Below are 23,355 nucleotides of genomic sequence, written 5' to 3' on the forward strand. Positions count from 1 at the left end.
GCGTGCATGCGGGCACGCGTGCACGCGGGCACGCGGGCTGACGGGGGGCGGCGCTTCGACGGCGCGCCGTCCGCCCGGACCTCACACCACCCGCGTCGCCCCGGCGAACGGCATCTGGTCGATCGGCGCCACCCGTACCGGGGCCGACGGGTTCGGGGCGTGGATCATCTGGCCGTTGCCGATGTAGAGGCCGACGTGGCTGATCCCGGAGTAGAAGAACACCAGGTCGCCCGGGAGGAGTTCGGAGCGGGAGACGCGCTGCCCCGCGCCGATCTGCGCGTACGTGGTGCGGGGCAGGGAGACCCCGGCGGAGCGGTACGAGGCGAGGACGAGCCCCGAGCAGTCGAACGCCGTCGGTCCGGTCGCGCCCCACACGTACGGGCTGCCGAGCTTGGAGTAGGCGTAGGCGACGGCCGCCGCGGCGCGGGGGTTGGGCGCCTCGGCATCGCCCGAGCCGGGCGGGGGGAGGTCCGAGCGCCCGCCCGTCGAGGCGCGTGAGGCACGGGCGGCGCCGTCGCCCGTACCGCCGCCCGCCTCGCCGATCCGGTCGCGCTCGGCCGCCGTCAGCCGGGACAACAGCGTGCGGGCGGCGTCCAGTTTGGCGGTGATGGCCGTCTTCTGGGTCTGCAACTCCGCGCGGCGGGCCTTGAGCGACGTCAGCTCGACGCGCGCGGCGCCGCGCAACTGCTGGATCTCCCGCAGTTGCCGGCGCACCCCGGCCACGGCGGCCGACTGGCGGTCGCCGGCCCGCTCGGCGAGGGCGGCCCCGTCGAGGTAGCGGTCGGGGTCGTCGGAGAGCGCCAGTTGGACGGCGGGGTCGAGTCCGCTGCTGCGGTACTGGGCCGCGGCCATCGAACCCAGGGCGTCGCGCGCGGTGTTGAGCTTCGCCTCCTTGCGGGCCGCCTCGTCCCGCATGGCCGCCAGCCGCTGTTCGGCCGCGGTCGCCTTCTCCTGCGCGCCGTTGTACTTCTCGGTGGCCGCCTCGGCCTCCTGGTACAGCTTGGCCACCTTCGCCCTGACCTCGGCCGGGGACAGGTTCGGCTCGGCCTGTCCGGTCCCGTCGAAGGCCGTCGCCGTCGCCGCGCCCGCGAGGGCGAGGGTGAACGCGGTGCGGGCCGTATGGCCGCCGAGCGAGCGCTGTCGGGGCTTGCGGTGCGCTGCCACTGGGACTGCACGTCCTTTCGTACGACCGCCCGGGCCGAACCGCGGGGCCGTCAGTGAGCGGACGGACGGCCCCGCAGTGGTCGACGGGCCCGGCGACGTCCCGCACGGGGGAGCGAGGACGCCGCCGGACCTCTCGGCGGTGGTGGCCGACTGCCGCCCCTGGCCCGGGCGGCGGTGGGGAGCCGGTCACCTGGGGGAGGACGCTAGGCCCGAAGGTGTCGGTCGGGTAACGCGATGTGCGGAAGTGACGGGAGCGGACTGCCGAGTGACCGTATGTGGCCCACTCTCCGGACCCCGCACGCCGGGTTCACACGCCGCGCTGACCGAAGCGGTGATTCCGGAGGCGTCACCTGGTGATCAAGTGCTATGGCGCATATATGCACGGCGCGGTGACGGCGGAGCGGCACGTGCGCGGTCGTTGCACGCGCACCGTCGTGGGTGGCATGCGCACCGTCGTGGCATGCGTGCGATCGCCGCACGCGCACGCGCACGGTCGCGGTGTGCGCGCTGTCGTGGCATGCGCCCGACGGCGGCACGCGCGCTGTCGTGGCACGCACGCGGCCCCGCGTGGGCGCGGTGTGCGCCGGGTGCGACCGCAGTGGGCGCCGGGCGCGGGCGTGCGCCGGGGCCCGCTGTGGCTTTGGCTGCGCGCTGGGGTGGGGCCGGGGCCGGGCGCACCTGTGGCTATGGGTGTGGCTGTGTGCCGGGGGCCGCTGTGGGTGTGGGGCGGTGTCGGGGCGGGGCGGGGCGCTGATTAGCATCCGCCTCATGGACGTACTCATCCATCTCTTCGTCGGCCTGCACATCATCGGCATCGCCGCGCTCCTCGGCGGCTTCCTCACCCAGATGAAGGCGATGGGCCGGGGCGCCGCCCGCTTCGTCCCGGCGATGCTGCACGGCGCGGCCACGATGCTGGTCACCGGCGTGATCCTGGTGGGGCTGAACCAGGCCGACGACCAGCCCGTCGACAACATCAAGATCGGCGTGAAGCTCGCGCTGCTGATCGTGATCCTCGGCCTGGTCTACGTGAAGCGGGACGACGAGCGGGTGGAGAAGCCCCTCTTCGGCCTGGTCGGGCTGCTGACCGTGGCGAACGTGTTCATCGCGGTGCTCTGGACCTGACCGCCGCGCCGACGCGAACCGCCGCCCCCGCGGCGACGGCCAGCCAGGCCGCCACCGCGACCCACAGCAGCACCTCGCCCGGCCCCTCGAGCCACGGGACGTCCACGGCGTCGGACACGGACAGGGTCGCCGCCGCCGTCATGCCCAGCGGGAACACGGTCGCCCAGCGGCGGACGTCGTAGCGCGGCCGCGGGCGGCGCACCTCGCAGGTCAGCAGGACGGCGTACCAGGCCAGGTCGAGCACGAGCAGGGCGACGGTCACCGTGCGCAGGACGCCCGCGTCGTCGGCGTTCCAGAGGTACAGGCCGCCGCCGTCGGCCTTGAGCAGTTCCGTTCCCGCCAGCGCCGAGACGGAGAGCGCGCCGCCGGCCACCCACTGGTCCCCGGCGCCCTCGGTCAGCTGCCGCAGGTCGAACAGGGGTAGCGCGGCGCAGTAGAGCGCGAGCCCGAGCCAGAACAGCACGAGCGCGGTGTGCGCGAGCCAGGCCGCCCCCCGCTCCCGGGCCAGGGCCGCGCCGAGCACGGCGAGGCCCTGGGTGGCCACGCAGGACAGGAACACCGAGCCGGGCATGCCGCGTCGCCAGCGCGGTACGGCGCTCGCGAGCAGTACGGGCCACAGGACGGCCGCCAGCGCCAGCAGGGCCTCGGCGGGGGTCGGCCGACCGAGCGCCGAGACGCGGGCGCCGAGCACGGTCGTCGCGGCCACGGCGGTCGGCGCTCCCGGCGTCCTGGCCTGCGCCAGCCACCGCTCGCGCTCCAGCACCAGCCGGGCGGCGAAGTCCGCCGCCAGCGCCGCCCAGGCGACGGCCGTCATCACCAGGGCGACGCGGGACAGCGTCTCGTGTCCCGTCAGGTGCAGGCCGACGGACACGATCCCGGTGGCCATCACGGCGGCCCCGGCCGCGGGCTGCCGCCGCGCCCACCGCTCGCGCAGGGAGGGGCGGGGGGAGGACGCGGGAGGGGGCGGGGGAAGAGCGCGGGACCCGGTCATGCGGCCGATGCTAGGGAGCCGGTCCCGCCGCGCGGGCGGGGCACGCGCGCGTGGGCCGCAAAAACGAGACGCGCCGGACGGGCGGCGGGGAGCCGCCGCCCGCGCGGGGCTCAGGCGGGCCGTACGACGCTGTGGAAGCCGGACCCGCCGTCGTAGTAGATCGACTCCTCGCGGACGTAGGCGCCCGGCTTCGGGGCGTGGATCATCATGCCGTTGCCGATGTAGACGCCGACGTGGCTGACGTCGTCGTAGAAGAAGACCAGGTCGCCGGGGCGGGCGTCGGCGAGGGAGACCGTGGCGCCGGCCTTCACCTGGTCGTAGGCGGTGCGCGGGAGGATGACGCCGGCGGCCTTCCAGGCGGCCTGGGTGAGCCCGGAGCAGTCGTAGGAGCCGGGGCCCATGGCGCCCCAGACGTACGGCTTGCCGATCTGCGCGCGGGCGAAGGCGAGCGCCTTGCCGGCCTTGGCTCCGTACGACGGGTCGGCCGGGGAGGCGGGAGCCGGGGCGGAGGCGGAGGCGGACGGCGAGCCGGCGCCCGTCCCCGCATGCGTAGCGGTCCTCGTATGCGAGGCCGTCCCCGTATGCGAGGCGGTCCTCGTATGCGTGGCGGTCCCCGTGCCGGTGTCCGTGGTCGCGCCCGTGCTCGCCGGGGCGCCGCCGCCGTCCTGGCGGGCCGCGGTCCGTGCGGCCGCCTGCCGCAGGGCCGGCTCGGCCGCCCTGCGGGCCGCCTCCTCATGGTGCCGCTTCTCGATCGCCGCGAGACGCGCCTTCTCCTGGGCCGTCAGCCGGGACATCAGCCCGCGCGCGTCGGCGAGCTTCTTCTGCACGGTGGCCTTGGCGGTTCTGAGGCCGCTCTGCGCGTCGTCGCGCGAGGCGAGGCTCTCGGCGGCCTCCCGGCGCGTGCTCATGGTCGTCGGCTGCTCGGTGACGTAGTCGTCGACCGTGCTCTTCTGACGGCCGGTCACCCGGTTCATCGGCTGGGTCCGGTCGACGGGGTCCTGCGGGCTCTCCGCGAGCAGGAACGTCGCCGTGTCGGGCACGGAGGAGCCGGTGCGGTACTGGGCCGCCGCGTGGGAACCCAGCTCCTCGCGCGCCCCGTTGAGCTTCTGGGTGCGCTGGGCGACGTCGTCGAGGAGGGAGCCGGCGCGCTTGCGCTGCTTGGCCGGCGTCTTCTCCTTGGCGGCGTTGTACTTCTCCGTCGCCGACTCCGCCTGGCGGTAGAGGTCGTCGACCTTCTTCTCGACCTCCTCCAGGCTCGGCCTGCCGTCGTCCTCCGACGGAGCGGCGTTCGCCGACTGGGAGAGCAGGGCCACGGAGGTGAGGGCGGCGGTGGCGAGCGCGGGGGTGCGTATGCCTGCCACGCGCGGGACCGCGGAGCGTGGCTTGCGGTGCTGCGACGCCAAGGGAGGCGACTCCTTCCAGTGCTCCGCTCCACCGGGCCGGCGGCGGGGTCTCGTCCAGGCCGTCCGGGAGCTGGGCGGGGTCGGGCGGTGGAGACCGGAAGGGCTGCCCGACGGCCTGCGTCCCGGTGGGGGAGCCGGACGATGCACCCCTGGGATTCGGCGGGTCCCGGTTCCGGCGGCGCGGGCGGGCGCGCCGGACTGGGCGGAGGCCGCGCGGCCCGGCGTCGTTCGCCGGCGGGGATCCTGCGGCCTGTCGGCACGGTAGCCAACCGGTGTGGCCGGTGTGAAGGTTGCCGGGCGATATGCCCGATACATTTTCGTGACCTTACGCGGGACCGGCCCGCTTCGGCCTCGGCGGTCGACGTACCGTGACGGCGCTCTCCCGGAGGGTGAGACCGGGAGATTCCGGGGACGGCAGCCGGTTGTCAGTGGCGACCCCTAGACTCGTAGAGCGATGAGCAGCCTCTTTGACGACAGCTTCCTGGCGGACCTCCAGGGCCCCCGCGCCCCCGAGGAGGAGCCCCCGCCGCCACCCGAGAACGATCACGGACCGGAGTCGGTTCCGGACGATCTGTTCGGCGGGAAGTTCGACCTGCCCCCGGACCGGGACACCCACTACCGCGACGGCGCCCCGCGCCCGGCGCTGGACGCGGCGGCCCTGCTGGAGGGGCTGAACGACAACCAGCGCGCGGCCGTCACGCACGCCGGCGCCCCGCTGCTCATCGTGGCCGGCGCCGGCTCCGGCAAGACGCGCGTGCTCACCCACCGCATCGCCCACCTCCTCGCCGAGCGCCACGTGCACCCGGGGCAGATCCTCGCGATCACCTTCACCAACAAGGCCGCGGGCGAGATGAAGGAGCGCGTCGAGCAGCTCGTCGGCCCGCGCGCGAACGCGATGTGGGTCATGACGTTCCACAGCGCGTGCGTGCGCATCCTGCGCCGGGAGAGCAAGAAGCTCGGCTTCACGTCGTCGTTCTCGATCTACGACGCCGCCGACTCCAAGCGCCTGATGGCCCTGGTCTGCCGCGACCTGGACCTCGACCCCAAGCGCTACCCGCCGAAGTCCTTCAGCGCCAAGATCAGCAACCTGAAGAACGAGCTGATCGACGAGGAGGACTTCGCCGCGCAGGCCGCTGGGGGCACCTCCCAGGCTGTTGGCTCCGGGGGAGGCTTTGAGAAGACCCTCGCGCAGGCCTACGCGATGTACCAGTCGCGGCTGCGCGAGGCGAACGCCCTCGACTTCGACGACCTGATCATGACGACGGTCAACCTGCTGCGCGCCTTCCCCGACGTCGCCGACCACTACCGCCGCCGGTTCCGGCACGTCCTCGTCGACGAGTACCAGGACACCAACCACGCCCAGTACGCCCTGGTGCGCGAACTGGTCGGCACCTCCGAGCACCCCGTGGACGTCCCGCCGAGCGAGTACGACGTCCCGCCCGCCGAACTGTGCGTCGTCGGTGACGCCGACCAGTCGATCTACGCCTTCCGGGGCGCGACGATCCGCAACATCCTCCAGTTCGAGGAGGACTACCCGAACGCGACGACGATCCTGCTGGAGCAGAACTACCGCTCCACGCAGACGATCCTGTCCGCCGCCAACGCCGTCATCGAGCGCAACGAGTCCCGCCGCCCCAAGAACCTGTGGACCAACGCGGGCGCGGGCGCGCGCATCACCGGCTACGTCGCCGACACCGAGCACGACGAGGCGCAGTTCGTCGCCGACGAGATAGACCGTCTGACGGACGCGGGCGACGCCAAGGCGGGCGACGTCGCCGTGTTCTACCGCACCAACGCCCAGTCCCGTGTCTTCGAAGAGATCTTCATCCGCGTCGGCCTGCCCTACAAGGTCGTCGGCGGCGTCCGCTTCTACGAGCGCAAGGAGGTCCGGGACGTCCTGGCCTACCTGCGCGTGCTCGCCAACCCGGAGGACTCGGTGCCGCTGCGCCGGATCCTCAACGTGCCCAAGCGGGGCATCGGCGACCGCGCCGAGGCCATGATCGACGCCCTCTCCCAGCGCGAGAAGATCAGCTTCCCGCAGGCCCTGAAGCGCGTCGACGAGGCGTACGGCATGGCCGCGCGGTCGACGAACGCCGTGAAGCGGTTCAACGCGCTGATGGAGGAACTGCGCACGATCGTCGAGTCGGGCGCCGGTCCGGCGACGGTCCTGGAGGCGGTGCTCGAACGCACCGGCTACCTCGCCGAGTTGCAGGCCTCCACCGACCCGCAGGACGAGACCCGGATCGAGAACCTCCAGGAACTCGCCGCGGTGGCCCTGGAGTTCGAGCAGGAGACCGGGGCGGCGGACGGCGAGGCCGCGACGCCGGCCGGGCTGTCCGACTTCCTGGAGCGGGTCGCCCTGGTCGCCGACTCCGACCAGATCCCCGACGAGGACGACGACGGCTCCGGCGTCATCACGCTGATGACCCTGCACACCGCCAAGGGCCTCGAGTTCCCGGTCGTCTTCCTCACCGGCATGGAGGACGGCGTCTTCCCGCACATGCGCGCCCTCGGCCAGACCAAGGAACTGGAGGAGGAACGCCGGCTCGCCTACGTGGGCATCACACGCGCGCGGGAGCGGCTCTACCTCACCCGGTCGTCGCTGCGCAGCGCCTGGGGGCAGCCCTCGTACAACCCGCCCTCACGGTTCCTGGAGGAGATCCCGCCGACCTACGTGGACTGGAAGCGGACGGGGGCGACCGCGCCCATGGCCTCCGGTCCCGTGTCCGGGGTGGCGGCCTCGCTGTCCTCGTCCCGCTCGCGCTCCTCGGCCGCCGGCGCCTCCGGCTTCGCGACCCGCCGGGCCGCCGCGGACAAGCCGGTCGTCTCGCTGGCCGTCGGCGACCGGGTCACGCACGACCAGTTCGGCCTCGGCACGGTCGTGGGCGTGAAGGGCACCGGCGCGAACGCGGAGGCCACGGTCGACTTCGGCGACGTCAAACCCAAGCGGCTGCTGCTGCGGTACGCGCCGGTGGAGAAGCTCTAGGCGTATCGATCACGAGCGTTCCCGAGCGTTGCCGTTCGTGGCGGGGGCGCGTTGCCGCCCGCGCGCGTGGGCGGCCACGCCCCGGTCACGCGCCCCGGCCACGGCGTCGAGGCGCGGTCGATCCACGAGGGTGGTGCGCCGGGCGGGCGCGGGGCGCGGGGTTACGGGCAGGGGCTCAGGTCGGGCTCAGGCCGTGGCTGCGCAGCCACGGCAGCGGGTCGATCGCCGAGCCGCCGGCCGGGCGGACCTCGAAGTGCAGGTGCGGGCCGGTGGAGTTGCCCGAGTTCCCGGAGTACGCGATGGGATCGCCGGCTTTGACGGTCGTCCCGGAGGGCACCCGGTAGCTGGAGAGGTGGCAGTACCAGGTCTCCGTGCCGTCCTTCTCGGTGAGGATCAGCATGTTCCCGTAGGCGCTGTTCCACTGCGTGCGGACGGTCCCGTCGGTCGCCGCCATCACGGTGGTGCCGTACGACACCGGGAAGTCGATGCCGGTGTGCTGGGACATCCAGTTGATGCCGGCCTGGCCGAAGTAGGCGCTGAGGCCGTGCTGCGCGACCGGGAGGGCGTACTTGGGGCGCAGCCGCTCCTTGCGGGCCGCTTCGGCGGCGGCCTTCTTCTGCTCGGCAGCCTGCTGCGCCTTGAGGTCGATGCGTTCCTGTGTGCGGCTGGCCCGGTCGGCGAAGTCGTCGGCTCCGGCGCTGAGGGTCTCCAGCTGGCTGTCGAGCCTGATGTTTGCGGCGGACGGCTTCACGGGCTGCGCGTCCGCGGCCGAAGCCGTGGTGTCCTTGCCGTCGCCGCCGGTCAGGGGAAGCGAGCCGACCGAGGCCGCGGCGATCCCGGCGACGCCCATCACGCACACCGAGGGCACCGCCACCGTCAGCAGCGCGGAGCGTTTGGCGGGCGTGCGGCGGCGCGAGCGGTTCGCGTTGCGGGTGGCGGCGCGGCCGAGCGGTGCGGGCGCCGCGTCCTCCTGGTCGTCGAGGAGGGAGGGCGCCTCGTCGGTCGGCTCGTCGTGGGCGACCTGCTCGAAGGTGGCGGTGGCCTGCTGGTCGAACGGAACCTCGGCGGGCGGCTGTTCGTAGGTGTCGGAGCCCTGGTCGGCACCCGGATTCTCACCGGTGCTCCCGCCGCCGTCGGAGTTCCACTGAGTGGCGTCGTACGCGCCCGTGTCGAAGACCTGCGTGCCCCATTCCCATTGCTGGGTCCGGTCGGCCGGGTTCGCGGACTGGTCGGGCTGGAGCCAGGCGTTCGCGTCCCACTGGCCGCTGGCGTCCGGCGCCGTCGCCTGCTGCGGCACGGCGGACAGGTGCTGCTGCTCGCCGGACCAGGCGGTCGCGTCGTACGCGCCGGTGTCGTAGGCGGCGTGGTGCTGGGCGGCGTAACCGTCGTAGTTCAGGGCCTGGTGACCGCCCGTGTCCATGGTCTGGTGGCTGCCCGTGTGCCACTGCGTGCCGTCGTAGGCGCCGGGGGCCGTGCCGTCGCCCGGAAGCTCGCCGAAGAGGGGGTCGGCCGCCGTGGGATGCCCGCCGGTCTGCGTCCCGGCGTCGTAGGCGCCGGTCTCGTAGCCGGGGTACGTGGTGAAGCCGTCGTAGTGGGCGTCCTGGGCGCCGTACGACGCGTAGGGCGCCGAAGCGGCGTCGGAAGCCGGGGCCGGGGTGCTCATGACCCCCGACGGGTGACGGTCGTTCACCAACTTCTCTTTCGCCGACGACAGGGGCTGCCAGAGCAGTGCGGCGACTGTACCCGGCAGTACGCGGGCACGACAATCTTCTGCAGGTTTCGCGCCCGAAGGAAAAGGGCATTCGGCCGTGTTTCGGGGGACGAGGGGCGCGAGCTTGGTCCTAGGTTCGATTAGCGTTCGATGACGGAGCAGTCGCGGAGCCTTCGCGGAGGGGCCGCGGAGGGGTGCTGGGCGGGCGCTGGAGGGGTGGTGGGGGGCGCCTGGAGCGGGTGAGACGCTTCTGAGGGGCTCCTTCGCCCCGGCGGATCTTCGGCCCCGAGGGATCCCGGCCCCGGCGGATCTCCTTCGGGGCCGCTTCGGCGGTGCGTCCGTGTTGCGTCGGCTCCCGTCGGGCGCTGGTCGGCGCGGCTCAGGCCACCGTCAGGCCGCCGCTGCGGGGAGCGGTGGCGGCGACGTCGGCGGAGGCCGGCGGATGTTCGGTGTCGAGGGCCTGCCGGATGCCGGTCGCGACGGCGGGGTGCACGGGCAGCGCGAGGTGGCCGATGCCGGTCACCCGGACGTTCTGGGCCAGCAGGTCCGGATGGTCGACGCACGCCGACTCCAGCGGGTCCATCAGGTGGTCGAGATCGCTCCAGAAGCTGACGAAGTGGGTGCGGCAGCCCGGTGCGGGGCGGGCCAGTTCCTCGATGAGTTCCGAGCCGGGGCGCATCTGGCGCACGATCGGGTGCGCGTTGGCGAGCGGTGCGACCCGGGTTCCCGAGTGCGGGGTGCCCAGGGTGACGAGCGTCCGCACGCGGGCGTCTCCCGCGAGCCGCTGCACGTAGTAGCGGGCTATCAGGCCGCCCAGGCTGTGCCCGACCACGTCGACCTGCGGGCTGCCGGTGCGTTCGCAGATCTCCTCTATGTGCCGGCCGAGGAGTTCGGCCGCGGTCCGGATGTCGCACGTCAGGGGCGAGTAGTTCAGCGACTCGACGCGGTGCCTGCCGTGCTGGGCCAGGCTGCGGCGCAGCAGGACGAACACGGAACGGTTGTCGATGAAGCCGTGCAGCAGCACGACCGGGGGCGCGGAGGACGCGGGCAGGTGCGTCGGCTCTCCCGCGGACGCCGGTCCGGGCAGTTCGGGACGCATCGCGCAGCGGCGCTCCTGCGCCATCCCGGAGGGGTAGAGGAGCAGGTGCCCGGCGAGGATCGCCAGGTCCAGCGCGGTCGCCTTGAGGAGGGCCACGGAGAAACCGGCCAGCCTGCCCGGCAGACCGGGAAGGTTCGGCAGTCCCGGAAGGCTCGGGAAGCTCGGGAAGCTCGGCAGGTCGGAGAGGCTGGGGAAGACGGCGAGGCCGGCGAGGTTCGGCATGTCCGGCAGCAGGCGCTGACACAACGGAAGAATGGGCTGCAAGGCCCGGGTGACCTTCATGGCCGACCTCCTGTCGGCACGCTGAGGACTTCTCTGTCCCCCGTGTGCCCTCGTGGAAGTCGCTGTCGAGGAGGTCGATCGGGCACGCCAGGGCGTATGGCGGGTGAGGCCCGCGGTCTGGGGGTGCACGGCTCTCATGGCACCCGGTCGTACCGCTCGACGGACGGGATCCCTGCCGGTGCTGGCGACGAGGCTCCCGCTGTCGTGCCTTACCTGTCCTACGTGACCATCGTGCCCGCCGATCCGCCGTACCGCCACGCGGCGCCTTCCGCGGCGCCCGGCGGCACCGCTGTCCCGACGCGGCTCCGGTGCGACCGCTCTCCCGTGGGGTGGGGGAGCGGTGCGCGGTGAACGTGTCCCTCTGTGCGATTTTCCCCCTCGGCCCGCACCGTGAAACTGCCGGTTGGGGGATGCCGGCGATAACGTGCGTTCACGCGCGGGGGCCGTCTGGCCCGGGGCGGGCGGGCGGTGGAGGATGGACGCAGTCGCTTCATGGAGGCAGTGATGGGTGTGGCAGGCGGTCCGATCCGTGTGGTGGTGGCCAAGCCGGGGCTCGACGGCCACGACCGCGGGGCCAAGGTGATCGCGCGGGCGTTGCGCGACGCCGGCATGGAGGTCGTCTACACCGGGCTGCACCAGACGCCCGAGCAGGTGGTCGCCACCGCCATCCAGGAGGACGCGGACGCGATCGGGCTGTCCATCCTGTCCGGGGCGCACAACACCCTGTTCGCGGCGGTGATCGAGCTGCTGAAGGAACGCGATGCGCAGGACATCGTGGTCTTCGGCGGCGGGATCATCCCGGAGGCGGACATCGCGCCGTTGAAGGAGATGGGGGTCGCGGAGATCTTCACTCCGGGGGCGACCACCGCCTCCGTCGTCGACTGGGTGCGGGCCAACGTCCGCCAGCCCGCCGGGGCCTGACGAGGGCGAGTCGGGACGGGGCGGACGGGGCGGACGGGGCGGGGCGGGACCTTGTTCTGAACGTCGACCCCGGCGTGGATGCGCCTCGGGGCCGGGTGCCGTTCCGGACGGGGGCCTCACGCGGGGACCTCCAGCTCCGCCGTCATCGCCGCTCTCAACCGCAGCGTCCGGCACAGGCGTTGGAAGGCTTCCGCCCAGTAACCGCCCGCGCCGGGGGAGGCGTCCTCCTGTTCGTCCGGCACGGCCAGCAGGGCGTCCAGGCGGACCGCCTCCGACGGGTCCAGGCAGCGTTCGGCCAAACCCATGACGCCGCTGAAGCTCCAGGGGTAACTGCCCGCGTCGCGCGCGATGTTGAGCGCGTCGACCACGGCCCTGCCCAGCGGGGCGGCCCAGGGCACCGAGCAGACGCCCAGCAGCTGGAACGCCTCCGACAGGCCGTGCGCCGCGATGAAACCCGCGACCCACTCGGCCCGTACCGGCGCCGTCAGCGTGCCCAGCAGTTTGGCCCGTTCGGCGAGGGACACCGCGCCCGGCCCGCCCGCACCGGGCGCCGACGGCGGTCCGAGCAGCGCCCGCGACCAGTCCGGGTCCCGCTGCCGCACCGCGGCCCGGCACCAGGCCGCGTGCAGTTCGCCCAGCCAGTCGTCGGCCACCGGCATCGCGACGATCTGCTCGGGCGTCCGGCCGCCCAGCCGGGCCGGCCAGCCGGCGAGCGGGGCCGCCTCCACCAGCTGACCGAGCCACCACGACCGTTCGCCCCGGCCGGACGGCGGGTTGGGCGACACCCCGTCGCGTTCCATGGCCGCGTCGCACTCGTGCGGCGCCTCCACCAGGAGTGTGGGCGTGTCACGGGTGTGGTCGACGGCCACGCACGCGCCGGCCCGGACGGCCATCCGGGCGGCCAGCGCCGACTGCGGCAGCGCCGACAGCAGCTCCGCCGCCGTGGCGCGCACGTTGCGGCTGCGGTCGGCCAGTGCCTGCTCCAGGAACGGCTCGTCCCGCGGGCCGAGTCCGGCGCGCAGCGAGTCGAGGAACATCAGCCGGTCCTCGGCGCGCTCCGTCGGCCAGGTGGCTTCCAGCAGTTCGCGTGCCGCGTCGGGGTCGCGGGCGCGGACGGCCGCGAGGAGCGAGACGCGTTCGGCGAACAGGCCCTCCTGCCAGAGCTGTTCGATCCGCCCGGCCTCCTGCGGGCCGGGCAGCGCCGTGCCGCCGCCCGGGCTCGCGCGCAGCGCGAACCGCCAGTCCGGGTTGAGCCGGGCCAGCCACAGCGCGCGCGGACCGGCGAAGCGCAGCGCGGCCGGACGCAGGTCCGTTCGCGCGCGTGCCGCGTCGAGCAGCGCGGGGAGCGACTCGGGGGGCGCGGCGAACCCCCGTTCGTTCACCGCCGACAGCCACTGCGGCAACAGCTCGACGAGGTCGGGCGTGGTCCCTCTGCGGCCGCCCTGCGCGGTGCCGGGGCGGTCGGCCAGGAGCAGGGCGAGCCTGCGGGCGGCCGCGGGGGGAAGCGGGGGGCGCCGGTCCTCGGGGGCCGGCCGCGGGCGGGGCGCGGCGGGGCCGGGGCGCAGGCCTGCCCGTCGGCGGACGGTCTCCGCGGCGGCGGCGTCCAGCAGGGCCGACGGCGCGCCGCGGCCGGGGGCGGCGCCCGGGGGCGTGCGGCGGTCGGTGCCCAGGAGTGCCGCGGTGACCAGGTCCTCCCAGGCGGGCGGCGGGGGGAGGGACGAGCCGGTGTTCATGAGACTCCCTTCGGTTTGCCGTGTGCGCTGCTGCGTGCTGCGTGCTGCGGTGGTGCCGTGGCGGTGCGGTGATGCTGCCGTGGTGCCGTGGTGCTGTCTTGGTGCTGCGGTGGTTTCGTAGTGCTGCGGTGGTGCCGTGGTGTCGCGTCATGTTCCGCTTCGTCGGTGGGGTCGTGCCGGGGCGTTCAGCACAGGCGCACCGCGTTGCCGGGCCCCGTCGGCCAGGCCGTGAGCGGGGTGAAGCCGCGGTGGCCGCACTCGCCGAAGACCTTGACGGGGGCGCCGCCCGACAGGGCGACCAGCCGCCACAGGCCGGGGCGGGATCGCGCGGCGGTGGTCAGGGGCAGCGCCGTGCCGCCCGTGGCGTCGGCCAGTTGCCAGGAGTCGCCGTCCGGGACGGGTATGACGTCGTCCAGCGTCACCGGCACGGACTCCCGCCACGGGTCGTCGCGCAGGGCCTCGCCGTAACGGGCGGTCGCCTCGGCCGTCGTGCCGCCCGGGGGGCGGACGCCGGTGGGGGCGGGCGGCGCGAACTGCTCGCCGAGCGAGGCGCGCAGGCCGCCCGTCCCCGGGTGGGCGGACAGCTCGGCGTCCAGCACGAGGCCGACGGGCAGGGTCAGTTCGGGGGCGCGGCCCGCGGCGCCGTAGGAGAGGAGGAGAGCCGTGCGGCCGGACGCGGCGCCGTGCAGCCAGATGCGGCGCGTCGTCAGTTTCGGGTCGGTCCTGTCGTACTGGGCGAGGACCAGCCAGTCGTCCCGGACGGGCGGTCCCTGCGGGGACGAGGGCAGCCCGACGCGGGTGCGGACCGTCGCCGCGAGGGCGTCCGGCAGCCGCTCGCGGTGCAGCCAGCCCCGGTCGAGGAGGTGGAGCAGGGCGCACTCCTCCAGCAGGCGCACCGGCCAGCCCGGCCCGGAGGCCGGGACGGCTCCCAACTCCCGCACTCGCGAGGCGAGCCCGGGGGCCTGAGCGTCGACCATGCGGGCGGCCGTCTCCTCCCACAGCCCGTACCCGGCCTGCTCGGCCGTGGCCAGACCGGCGCGCAGCAGGTCGGTCAGGCGCTCCTCCAGATCCGTGGCGCCCGCGGTGATCCGCTCGGCGCGGCGCTCGGCCCGGCGGCGCGCCCCCTCCGGGTCGGCCGGCCCGGACGGGGAACCCGCCCGGCCCGCCTCACGTTCGTCCTGTGTGCGTCTGCGGCCGGCGAGCCACTCCTCGGCCCAGTCCGGAGCCTGCCCGTCGTCGGGTACCGACGCCTCCCCGCCGGACCAGAGCAGCAGCAGCCCGAGGGCGTGCTTGCACGGGAACTTACGACTGGGACAACTGCACTTGTAGGCCGGGCCGGGGGCGCCGGAGCCGCCCACGACGTCGACGACCGTCCGGTACGGCGTGCTGCCGCTGCCCTTGCACAGCCCCCACACCGCCCCCTCCCGCGAACTGCCCGTGCCGGACCACGGCCCGGCCGCGCCGAGTTTGCTCCCCGCTTTGCGTGACGCGGAGTCAGGCGCCAGTGCCAGCACCTGGTCCACGCTCCAGCGCACCCCCTGCTGAGTCATGTCGTCGACGGTAGGTCCCCCCACTGACAATCGGCCTCTCGCACCTTCGGCGACAGCGGCCGCGACCGCGTTTTCGCAGGTCAGATCGCATTGTCAGTGGCGTGGTGCACGGTGGACACCAGATGGAACCGGCCGAGCTGGAGGGGGCCTCAGCCATGTCTGTGTCCGTAGATCCGACGTCCGTGAAACCGACCGGCACCGAGCCGTCGGACGCATTGCGCCCGCACGCCGAGGAGGCCTTCGCCGCGGAACTCGCCGCGCTGGCCGCCCAGGACGACCGGCCCCGGCCGGCCCGCTGGAACATGTCGCCGTGGGCCGTGGCCACCTACCTCCTCGGCGGCGTCCTGCCGGACGGCACGGTCGTCACGCCGAAGTACGTGGGCCCGCGGCGCATCGTCGAGGTGGCCGTCACCACCCTCGCCACCGATCGGGCGCTGCTGCTGCTCGGGGTTCCGGGCACCGCCAAGACCTGGGTCTCCGAACACCTGGCGGCGGCGGTCAGCGGCGACTCGACCCTGCTCGTGCAGGGCACCGCGGGCACGCCGGAGGAGGCGATCCGCTACGGCTGGAACTACGCGCAGCTGCTCGCGCACGGGCCGAGCCGGGACGCGCTGGTGCCCAGCCCCGTCATGCGGGCCATGGCCACGGGAGCCACGGTCCGGGTGGAGGAGCTGACCAGGATGCCGGCCGACGTCCAGGACACGCTGATCACCGTCCTGTCCGAGAAGACGCTGCCGATACCGGAGCTGGGCCAGGAGGTGCAGGCCGTCCGCGGCTTCAACCTCATCGCCACGGCCAACGACCGCGACCGCGGCGTCAACGAGCTGTCCAGCGCGCTGCGCCGGCGCTTCAACACGGTGGTGCTGCCGCTGCCCGAGAGCGTCGAGGCGGAGGTCGACATCGTCGCGCGGCGCGTCGACCAGCTCGGCCGCTCCCTGGACCTGCCGCCCGCCCCGGACGGCTTCGAGGAGATCCGCCGGGTGGTGACGGTCTTCCGCGAGCTGCGCGACGGCGTCACGTCCGACGGCCGTACGAAGGTGAAGTCGCCGAGCGGCACGCTGTCCACCGCCGAGGCCATCTCCGTCGTCACCGGCGGCCTGGCGCTCGCCGCCCACTTCGGCGACGGCGTGCTGCGGCCGGCCGACGTCGCGGCGGGCATCCTCGGGGCCGTCGTGCGCGATCCGGCCGCCGACCGGGTCGTCTGGCAGGAGTACCTGGAGGCGGTCGTGCGCGAGCGCGCGGGCTGGACCGACTTCTACCGGGCCTGCCGGGAGGTGAGCGCGTGAACAGCGATGCGGCGACCGGGGCGGGGACCCGTGACGAGGGGAGGACGGCTGTGAACGACGACACGAAGTGGCCGCGCCGGTGAGCGCGCGGGAGACGGCGGACCCGGGCGGCGGCCGGGAGCCGGCCGCCGGGCGGCCCCTGCTGCTCGGGGTGCGGCACCACGGGCCGGGGTCCGCGCGCGCGGTGCGGGCGGCGCTGGCGGCCGCCCGGCCCCGCACCGTGCTGATCGAGGGGCCCCCGGAGGCGGACGCGCTGATCCCGCTGGTCGCGGACGAGGACATGCGGCCGCCGGTCGCCCTCCTCGCCCACGCCGTCGACGAACCCGGCCGGTCGTCGTTCTGGCCGATGGCCGAGTTCTCCCCGGAGTGGGTCGCACTGCGCTGGGCCGTGGAGCACGGGGTGCCCGCCCGTTTCATCGATCTCCCGGCCACCCACACGCTGGCGTGGGAGAGGCCCGAGGAGGCCCGGGGGAAGGAGGAGGCCCGGGGGAAGGGGGAACCGGAGGGGGCCGATGAGCCGGAGGGGGCGGAGAAGGAGAAAGGGGCCGGGGAGCCGGGGGAGGGGGCGCAGGAGCGGGGTGGGCCGGGGGCGGGGGCGTCGGGCGGCGCGGGGGACGCCGACGGGGCAGGGCGGGGGTCCGGCGGGGGCCGGGGGAGCGGGGGCGTCGACGAGGGCCGTGACGGGTTGCGGCGGGACCCGCTGGGCACGCTCGCCGAGGTCGCCGGATACGACGATCCCGAACGCTGGTGGGAGGACGTCGTCGAGCACCGCGCCGCCGGCACGAAGGATCCGTTCGCGCCGTTCACCGCGCTGGAGGAGGCGATGGGGGCCCTGCGCGAGACGTACGACCGCGACGCGACGGGGCGCGAGGACGAGCGGGACCTCGTGCGGGAGGCGCACATGCGCATCCAACTCCGCGTCGCGCAGAAGGAGTTCGGGGCGGACGGAGTGGCCGTGGTGTGCGGGGCGTGGCATGTGCCCGCCCTGCGCAGCAGGACCGCCCTGGCCGCGGACCGGGCGCTCCTCAGGGGGCTGCCGAAGGTCAGGACCGACCTGACCTGGGTGCCCTGGACTCACCGCAGGCTGGCCCGGTCCGGCGGGTACGGCGCGGGTGTCGACGCGCCCGGCTGGTACGCCCACCTCTTCGCGTCGCCGGACCGGCCCATTGAGCGCTGGCTGACGAAGGTGGCGGTGCTGCTGCGCGAGGAGGACCGGATCGTGTCCTCGGCCCACGTGATCGAGGCGGTCCGGCTCGCCGAGACGCTGGCGGTGCTGCGGGGCCGGCCGCTGCCCGGCCTGACCGAGACCGCCGACGCCGCGCGCGCGGTGCTGTGCGAGGGCTCCGACGTGCCGCTGGACCTGGTGCGCGACCGGCTGGTCGTCGGGGACGTGCTGGGTGAGGTGCCGGCGGGCGCGCCCGCGGTGCCGTTGCAGCGCGACCTCGACCGGCTGCGGCGCCGCCTCCGGCTCAAACCGGAGGCGGCGGAGCGGGAACTGGCGCTCGACCTGCGCAAGGAGAACGACGCCGAGCGCAGCAGGCTGCTGCACCGGCTGCGGCTGCTGGGCGTCGCGTGGGGCGAACCGGTCGCCTCGCGCGGCAGCACGGGGACGTTCCGCGAGACCTGGCGGCTGCGGTGGGAGCCGGAGCTGGCCGTGCGGGTCGCCGAGGCCGGGGTGTGGGGGACGACCGTGCTCGCCGCGGCGACCGCCAAGGCGGAGACGGACGCCGTCGCCTCGGCCGGGCTCGCCCGGGTGACCGCCCTCGCCGAGCGCTGCCTGCTGGCCGCGCTGCCGGACGCGCTGCCGACGGTGATGCGGGTCCTCGCCGACCGGGCCGCCCTCGACACGGACGTCGGCCACCTCGCGCAGGCCCTGCCCGCGCTGGCCCGTTCCCTGCGGTACGGCGACGTGCGCGGCACCGGCACCGGTGCGCTGGCGGAGGTGGCGGCCGGCCTCGCGGAACGGATCTTCGTCGGCCTCCCGCCGGCCTGCGTGTCCCTCGACGCGGACGCGGCGGAGCAGATGCGCCGTCATGTGGACGCGGTACACGGGGCGGTGGGCATGCTGGACGGTCAGGCGGGGCTCGCGGCCCGCTGGCGCGCCGTGCTGCGGGTGCTGTCCCGGCGGGACAGTGTGCCGGGCGTCGTGCGGGGCCGTGCCGTGCGGCTCCTCCTCGACGAGGGGGCGCTGGACCCCGGCGAGGCGGCTCGGCTCATGGGTCTCGCGCTGTCCCCGGGGACGCCGCCGGGCGACGCGGCCGCCTGGATCGAGGGGTTCGTCGGCGGCGGCTCCGGGGGCGGACTGCTCCTCGTGCACGACGAACGGCTGCTCGCACTGGTCGACGGGTGGCTCACGACGGTCCCCACCGAGTCGTTCACCGACGTGCTGCCCCTGCTGCGGCGGACGTTCTCCGCCTACGAGCCCGGGGTGCGCAGAACGCTGGGCGAACTGATCCGGCGCGGTCCGGGACAACGGACGGCGCGGCCGGGGACGCACGCCGGTGCCCCCGGGTTCGCGGGCGAACTCGACGAGGGACGGGCGGACGCCGTCCTCCCGGTGATCGGACTGCTGCTGGGCCTGAACCCCACGGCGGAGGCGGGGAGGGGAACGACGAATCCCGGCCGAACGGCCGAAGACGTGCGTGACGGCGCAGCGATGCCCGGCGGTCGGACGGCCCACGACGGGATGTCCGACGGTGACGGGACGTTCGGTGCCGGAATGGCCGGTGACGGAGCGTCCGGTGCCGGGACGTCCGGTGCCGGGGCGGCCGGTGGCGGAGGGTTCGGTGACGGGACGTCCGGCCGGGAGACGGACGACGGAGAGACGGGCGACGAAGAGACGGACGACGGAGAGACGGGCGACGAAGAGACGGACGACGGAGAGACGGGCGACGAAGACACGGACGACGGAAAGACGGGCGACGAAGAGACGGGCGGCGGCGCTCTTGTGGGGGTGGGGACATGACGGTGGACGACACGGCCGGGACGGACGCCGGGCGGGAGCGGTTGAGGCGCTGGCGGCTGGTGCTCGGCGGCGACGCGGCGGACGGCACCGGACACGCGCTCTCCGGACGCGACGCGGCGATGGACGGAGCGCTCACCGCGCTCTACGGAAAGAAGGAGGGCCCGTCGTCCGGGCGCGACCGCACGGCGGGCCTCGGGGCCTCGGCCCCGTCCGTGGCGCGCTGGCTCGGCGACATCCGCACCTACTTCCCCTCCTCCGTCGTGCAGGTCATGCAGCGCGACGCCATCGAGCGGCTCGGGCTGTCCGCGCTGCTCCTGGAGCCCGAGATGCTGGAGGCGGTGGAGGCCGACGTGCATCTCGTCGGGACGCTGCTCTCCCTCAACAAGGCGATGCCGGAGACCACGAGGGAGACGGCGCGGGCCGTCGTCCGCAAGGTCGTCGAGGACCTGGAGAAGCGGCTCGCCACCCGCACCCGGGCCGCCCTCGCCGGCGCGCTGGACCGCAGCGCCCGCGTCAGCAGACCGCGTCACCACGACATCGACTGGAACCGCACGATCGCCGCCAACCTCAAGCACTACCTGCCCGAGCACGGGACGGTCGTGCCGGAACGGCTCGTGGGATACGGGCGGGCGTCGCCATCCATGAAGAAGGAGGTGATCCTCTGCATCGACCAGTCCGGCTCGATGGCGTCGTCGGTCGTGTACGCCTCGGTGTTCGGGGCGGTGCTCGCCTCGATGCGGTCGATCAGCACGCGGCTCGTCGTCTTCGACACGGCGGTCGCCGACCTCACCGACCGGCTCGACGACCCGGTGGACGTCCTGTTCGGCACCCAGCTGGGCGGCGGCACCGACATCAACCGGGCGCTCGCCTACTGCCAGTCGCAGATCACCAGGCCGGCGGAGACGGTGGTGGTGCTCGTCAGCGACCTGTACGAGGGAGGCATACGCGACGAGATGCTCAAGCGGGTCGCGGCGATGAAGGCGTCGGGCGTGCAGTTCGTGGCGCTGCTCGCGCTGTCGGACGAAGGCGCGCCGGCCTACGACCGGGAACACGCGGCCGCCCTCGCGGCGCTCGGCGCACCGGCGTTCGCGTGCACCCCCGACCTGTTCCCGGAGGTGATGGCGGCGGCGTTGGAGAAGCGTCCGCTGCCCGTCCCGGACGCGGGGTGAGTGAGCGACGACATGCAGGTGTGAGGCGAGCGGCTACTCATCGGTAACGGGGGCTTGCGCAACCTCGGGAGCCCCGTGCGAGGATCGGGGCCACTCTGCCGCCGCACGGGAAGCGTCCTGCCTTGACCTCGTCCACCGCCCTGTCCGTCACCGCCCTGCGCGTCCCGCGCACCGCGGCCGGGCGACGTGCGGTCGGGCGGCGAGCGGTCGGATGGCCTGCGGTCGGGCGGCGAGCGGTCGGGGGGCCTGCGGTCGGACGGCATGCGCTGCGGCTCGCGCTGCTGGTCGGCGGGCTGACCGTGCTCGGGTTGTTCTGGGGCGGGGAGGCGCATGCGGCGGAGGGCGGTCCGACACCGGGCGGTCTCGTCGCCGGGATCTCGGCCCCGGCCTCGATGTCGGCCCCGACGCGGGTGTCGGTGTCGCTGCCGGGATCAGCGTCGGTGTCGGTGCCGGCGTCCACGGCCGGGTCGGTGTCGGCCCCCGCGCGGCTTTCCGTCTCGTTGCCGGTCCGGTTGCCGGCGGCGTCGGATCCGCCCGTCGTGTCCGCCCCGCCCCGCCCGCCGAGACTTCCATCCGTCCTGTCGGTCCCCCGGCTGCCTTCCGTGTCCGGCATCCTCGGGGTTCCGCACGTTCCGGCTCTCCATCCGTCGTCGGCCTCGGTGTCGGCGTCGGCGTCGGGCGGGCGTGGGCCCGTGGTCGGCGGGGCGGTGCGGGGGCGGACAGGTCCGGCGGGGGCGGGCGTGGCGGCGACGGACGCGTCAGGCTCCGGGCCCGTGGGTTTCGTGGGCGGCGGATCCACGCGCGCCGCTCACCGGGTCCCGACGGCCCGTGACGGGCGTCCGGCCGCCGCCGGATCCGCGTCGCCCACCGCACGCCAGAGGCCGACCGGCGGACCGACCGGCGGGCAGGTCGGGGGGCCGTCCGGTGATCCGGCCGGTGCGTCGGCCGGCGGGCCGGCCTCCGACGGCGGTGTCCCGCGGCACATGGACGCGCATGCCGTCGTCACGTCGCCGCACCGGCCGGTGCCGTGGCCCGCGCGAGGCGGTGCGGGGGACGGCGACCCCGCGGCCGCACAGGACAGGTACCGGGACGTCCCCCTCTTTCCCGGATAGACGGCCCTCCCGGTTGGAGGGCCCTCCCAGTCGGGCGGCCCTCCCGGTCGGGCGTCGCGGTGTCTCCCCGGCGCAGCGTTCAGCCTCCGGCCGGATCCAGATCGCCGCCCCCTGGCGGCCGAGCCGCGCCCTCCCCGTTCTGCCGTCGCCGTGTCGTCGTTCCGTCGTTCCGTCGTCCCGCCGAACCATCGCCCCACCGAACCACCGAGCCACCGAACCACCACCGAACCATCGCCCCACCCATCGACTCCGTGAGGGGGTCGGTGCTCGGACGGCCGGAAGCCTTTCGGTCCGTCCGGCCCAGCCCTCACGGTCGGGGCGGGACGGCCCTCATTGGGGTGGGGGCCGTTCCGCCCTGAGCCCCTGAGGGGCTGCTCAGGGGGCCTCACCGGGCCAACCCCAGCCCGGTGAGGCCCCTCCGTGCGGCCCCGCCCGGCCCTCACATCCGGCACGGAGTGTCAGTGATCCCGGCATCATGTGACAGGTATCACCGCTCAGGTGTGACCCTCGATTTAGGGGCCTCCTGCAAGCAGCGATAACCTGCGAGACGGACATGCCGCGCGCTCGGTCACCGTGTGCGCCTCCCTTGTGACAGACACCGGTCGGACGTCACGTTGCCCTCGCGGCACGCCCACGCAGACAACGAACCGCGAGATCACTGATAGGGACGGAAGCGCGTGGACCTGTTCGAGTACCAGGCGAGGGACCTCTTCGCCAAGCACGATGTACCGGTGCTGGCCGGTGAAGTCATCGACACGCCTGAGGCGGCCCGCGCAGCCACCGAGCGTCTCGGTGGCAAGTCCGTCGTCAAGGCCCAGGTGAAGGTCGGCGGCCGCGGCAAGGCCGGCGGCGTCAAGCTCGCCGCCTCCGCCGACGAGGCCGTGGAGCACGCGACCAACATCCTCGGCATGGACATCAAGGGCCACACGGTCCACAAGGTGATGATCGCCGAGACGGCCCCGGAGATCCTGGAGGAGTACTACGTCTCCTTCCTCCTGGACCGTGCCAACCGCACCTTCCTCTCCATCGCGTCCGTCGAGGGCGGCATGGAGATCGAGGAGGTGGCGGAGACCCGCCCCGAGGCCGTCGCCAAGACGCCGATCGACGCCAACGTGGGTGTGACCCCCGAGGTCGCCCGCCAGATCGTCGAGGCCGCGAACTTCCCGGCCGAGGTGGCCGACAAGGTCGCGAACGTCCTGGTCACCCTGTGGAAGACCTTCCTCGAGGAGGACGCCCTTCTCGTCGAGGTCAACCCGCTGGCCAAGGTCGCCTCCGGTGACGTCATCGCCCTCGACGGCAAGGTCTCACTGGACGAGAACGCCGAGTTCCGCCAGCCGGACCACGAGGCCCTCCAGGACAAGGACTCGGCGAACCCGCTCGAGGCCGCGGCCAAGGAGAAGAACCTCAACTACGTCAAGCTCGACGGCGAGGTCGGCATCATCGGCAACGGCGCGGGTCTCGTCATGAGCACCCTGGACGTCGTCGCGTACGCCGGTGAGGCCCACGGCGGCGTCAAGCCCGCCAACTTCCTCGACATCGGCGGCGGCGCGTCCGCGGCCGTCATGGCGAACGGCCTGGAGATCATCCTGGGCGACCCGGACGTCAAGTCCGTGTTCGTCAACGTCTTCGGCGGCATCACCGCGTGTGACGAGGTCGCCAACGGCATCGTCCAGGCGCTTCAGCTCCTCGCGGACAAGGGCGAGGAAGTCACCAAGCCGCTGGTCGTCCGTCTGGACGGCAACAACGCCGAGCTGGGTCGCAAGATCCTCTCCGACGCCAACCACCCGCTGGTGCAGCGCGTGGACACCATGGACGGCGCGGCCGACAAGGCCGCCGAGCTCGCGGCTGCGAAGTAAGGGAA

Annotated in this window: 14 protein-coding genes; 7 read left to right on the forward strand and 7 right to left on the reverse strand. The window is 74.1% G+C overall.

Translation table 11 applies throughout. The features are described from left to right. Positions 1 to 81: 81 nt before the first annotated feature. Positions 82 to 1,164, reverse strand: coding sequence for a C40 family peptidase (locus tag OG802_RS21675; RefSeq protein ID WP_329412833.1), 1,083 nt, complete (start codon positions 1,162 to 1,164; stop codon positions 82 to 84). A 768-nt stretch (positions 1,165 to 1,932) separates the two neighbouring features. Between OG802_RS21675 and OG802_RS21680 the strand changes: the two genes are divergently transcribed. Then, a complete protein-coding gene (locus OG802_RS21680; RefSeq protein ID WP_329412835.1) occupies positions 1,933 to 2,286 on the forward strand; it encodes a hypothetical protein in 354 nt (117 codons plus the stop codon). Here OG802_RS21680 and OG802_RS21685 read toward each other — a convergent pair. Both OG802_RS21685 and OG802_RS21690 read right to left on the reverse strand, forming a co-directional pair. Then, entirely contained in the window at positions 2,264 to 3,277 is a 1,014-nt protein-coding gene (locus OG802_RS21685; protein WP_329412837.1) for a tellurite resistance/C4-dicarboxylate transporter family protein, read from the reverse strand. The genes OG802_RS21680 and OG802_RS21685 overlap by 23 nt on opposite strands. Before the next feature lie 110 nt (positions 3,278 to 3,387). Continuing rightward, positions 3,388 to 4,680 carry a C40 family peptidase gene (locus OG802_RS21690; RefSeq protein ID WP_329412838.1) on the reverse strand — a complete coding sequence of 431 codons (1,293 nt, stop codon included), beginning with the start codon at positions 4,678 to 4,680 and terminating at the stop codon, positions 3,388 to 3,390. Positions 4,681 to 5,134: 454 nt separating this feature from the next. Here OG802_RS21690 and pcrA point away from each other — a divergent pair, with 454 nt between their 5' ends. Beyond that, complete coding sequence (gene pcrA, locus OG802_RS21695) at positions 5,135 to 7,666, forward strand: DNA helicase PcrA (RefSeq protein WP_329412839.1); 2,532 nt, start codon at positions 5,135 to 5,137, stop codon at positions 7,664 to 7,666. 175 nt (positions 7,667 to 7,841) lie between these two features. Here pcrA and OG802_RS21700 read toward each other — a convergent pair whose 3' ends face one another. Together OG802_RS21700 and OG802_RS21705 are read right to left on the reverse strand one after the other, a co-directional pair. Then, the gene (locus tag OG802_RS21700) at positions 7,842 to 9,356 is read right to left on the reverse strand and encodes a M23 family metallopeptidase (protein ID WP_329412841.1); all 1,515 of its coding nucleotides are present in this window, start codon (positions 9,354 to 9,356) and stop codon (positions 7,842 to 7,844) included. 400 nt (positions 9,357 to 9,756) lie between these two features. After that, the gene (locus tag OG802_RS21705) at positions 9,757 to 10,758 is read right to left on the reverse strand and encodes an esterase/lipase family protein (RefSeq protein WP_329412843.1); all 1,002 of its coding nucleotides are present in this window, start codon (positions 10,756 to 10,758) and stop codon (positions 9,757 to 9,759) included. Positions 10,759 to 11,262: 504 nt separating this feature from the next. Between OG802_RS21705 and OG802_RS21710 the strand changes: the two genes are divergently transcribed. After that, entirely contained in the window at positions 11,263 to 11,679 is a 417-nt protein-coding gene (locus OG802_RS21710; protein ID WP_329412844.1) for a cobalamin B12-binding domain-containing protein, read from the forward strand. 116 nt (positions 11,680 to 11,795) lie between these two features. On the opposite strand, the gene OG802_RS21715 is transcribed toward OG802_RS21710, so the two are convergent. Both OG802_RS21715 and OG802_RS21720 read right to left on the reverse strand, forming a co-directional pair. Next, complete coding sequence (locus OG802_RS21715; protein ID WP_329412846.1) at positions 11,796 to 13,412, reverse strand: DUF5691 domain-containing protein; 1,617 nt, start codon at positions 13,410 to 13,412, stop codon at positions 11,796 to 11,798. Between the two features lie 185 nt (positions 13,413 to 13,597). After that, complete coding sequence (locus tag OG802_RS21720) at positions 13,598 to 14,962, reverse strand: SWIM zinc finger family protein (protein WP_329412848.1); 1,365 nt, start codon at positions 14,960 to 14,962, stop codon at positions 13,598 to 13,600. Between the two features lie 155 nt (positions 14,963 to 15,117). On the opposite strand from OG802_RS21720, the gene OG802_RS21725 reads away from it, so the two are divergent. From OG802_RS21725 to sucC, 4 genes are all read left to right on the forward strand, one after another. Further along, positions 15,118 to 16,248, forward strand: coding sequence for an ATP-binding protein (locus OG802_RS21725; RefSeq protein WP_329412850.1), 1,131 nt, complete (start codon positions 15,118 to 15,120; stop codon positions 16,246 to 16,248). 79 nt (positions 16,249 to 16,327) lie between these two features. Further along, positions 16,328 to 19,213, forward strand: coding sequence for a DUF5682 family protein (locus OG802_RS21730; protein ID WP_443055294.1), 2,886 nt, complete (start codon positions 16,328 to 16,330; stop codon positions 19,211 to 19,213). Next, the gene (locus OG802_RS21735) at positions 19,210 to 20,382 is read left to right on the forward strand and encodes a VWA domain-containing protein (protein ID WP_329412853.1); all 1,173 of its coding nucleotides are present in this window, start codon (positions 19,210 to 19,212) and stop codon (positions 20,380 to 20,382) included. Before OG802_RS21730 ends, OG802_RS21735 begins: the two co-directional genes overlap by 4 nt. Before the next feature lie 1,789 nt (positions 20,383 to 22,171). Beyond that, positions 22,172 to 23,350 (forward strand): ADP-forming succinate--CoA ligase subunit beta, encoded by a 1,179-nt coding sequence (gene sucC / locus OG802_RS21740; protein ID WP_329412855.1) that lies wholly within the window; start codon positions 22,172 to 22,174, stop codon positions 23,348 to 23,350. Positions 23,351 to 23,355: the final 5 nt, after the last annotated feature.

Origin of the sequence: Streptomyces sp. NBC_00704, assembly GCF_036226605.1 — a bacterium.
GTDB lineage: Bacteria > Actinomycetota > Actinomycetes > Streptomycetales > Streptomycetaceae > Streptomyces.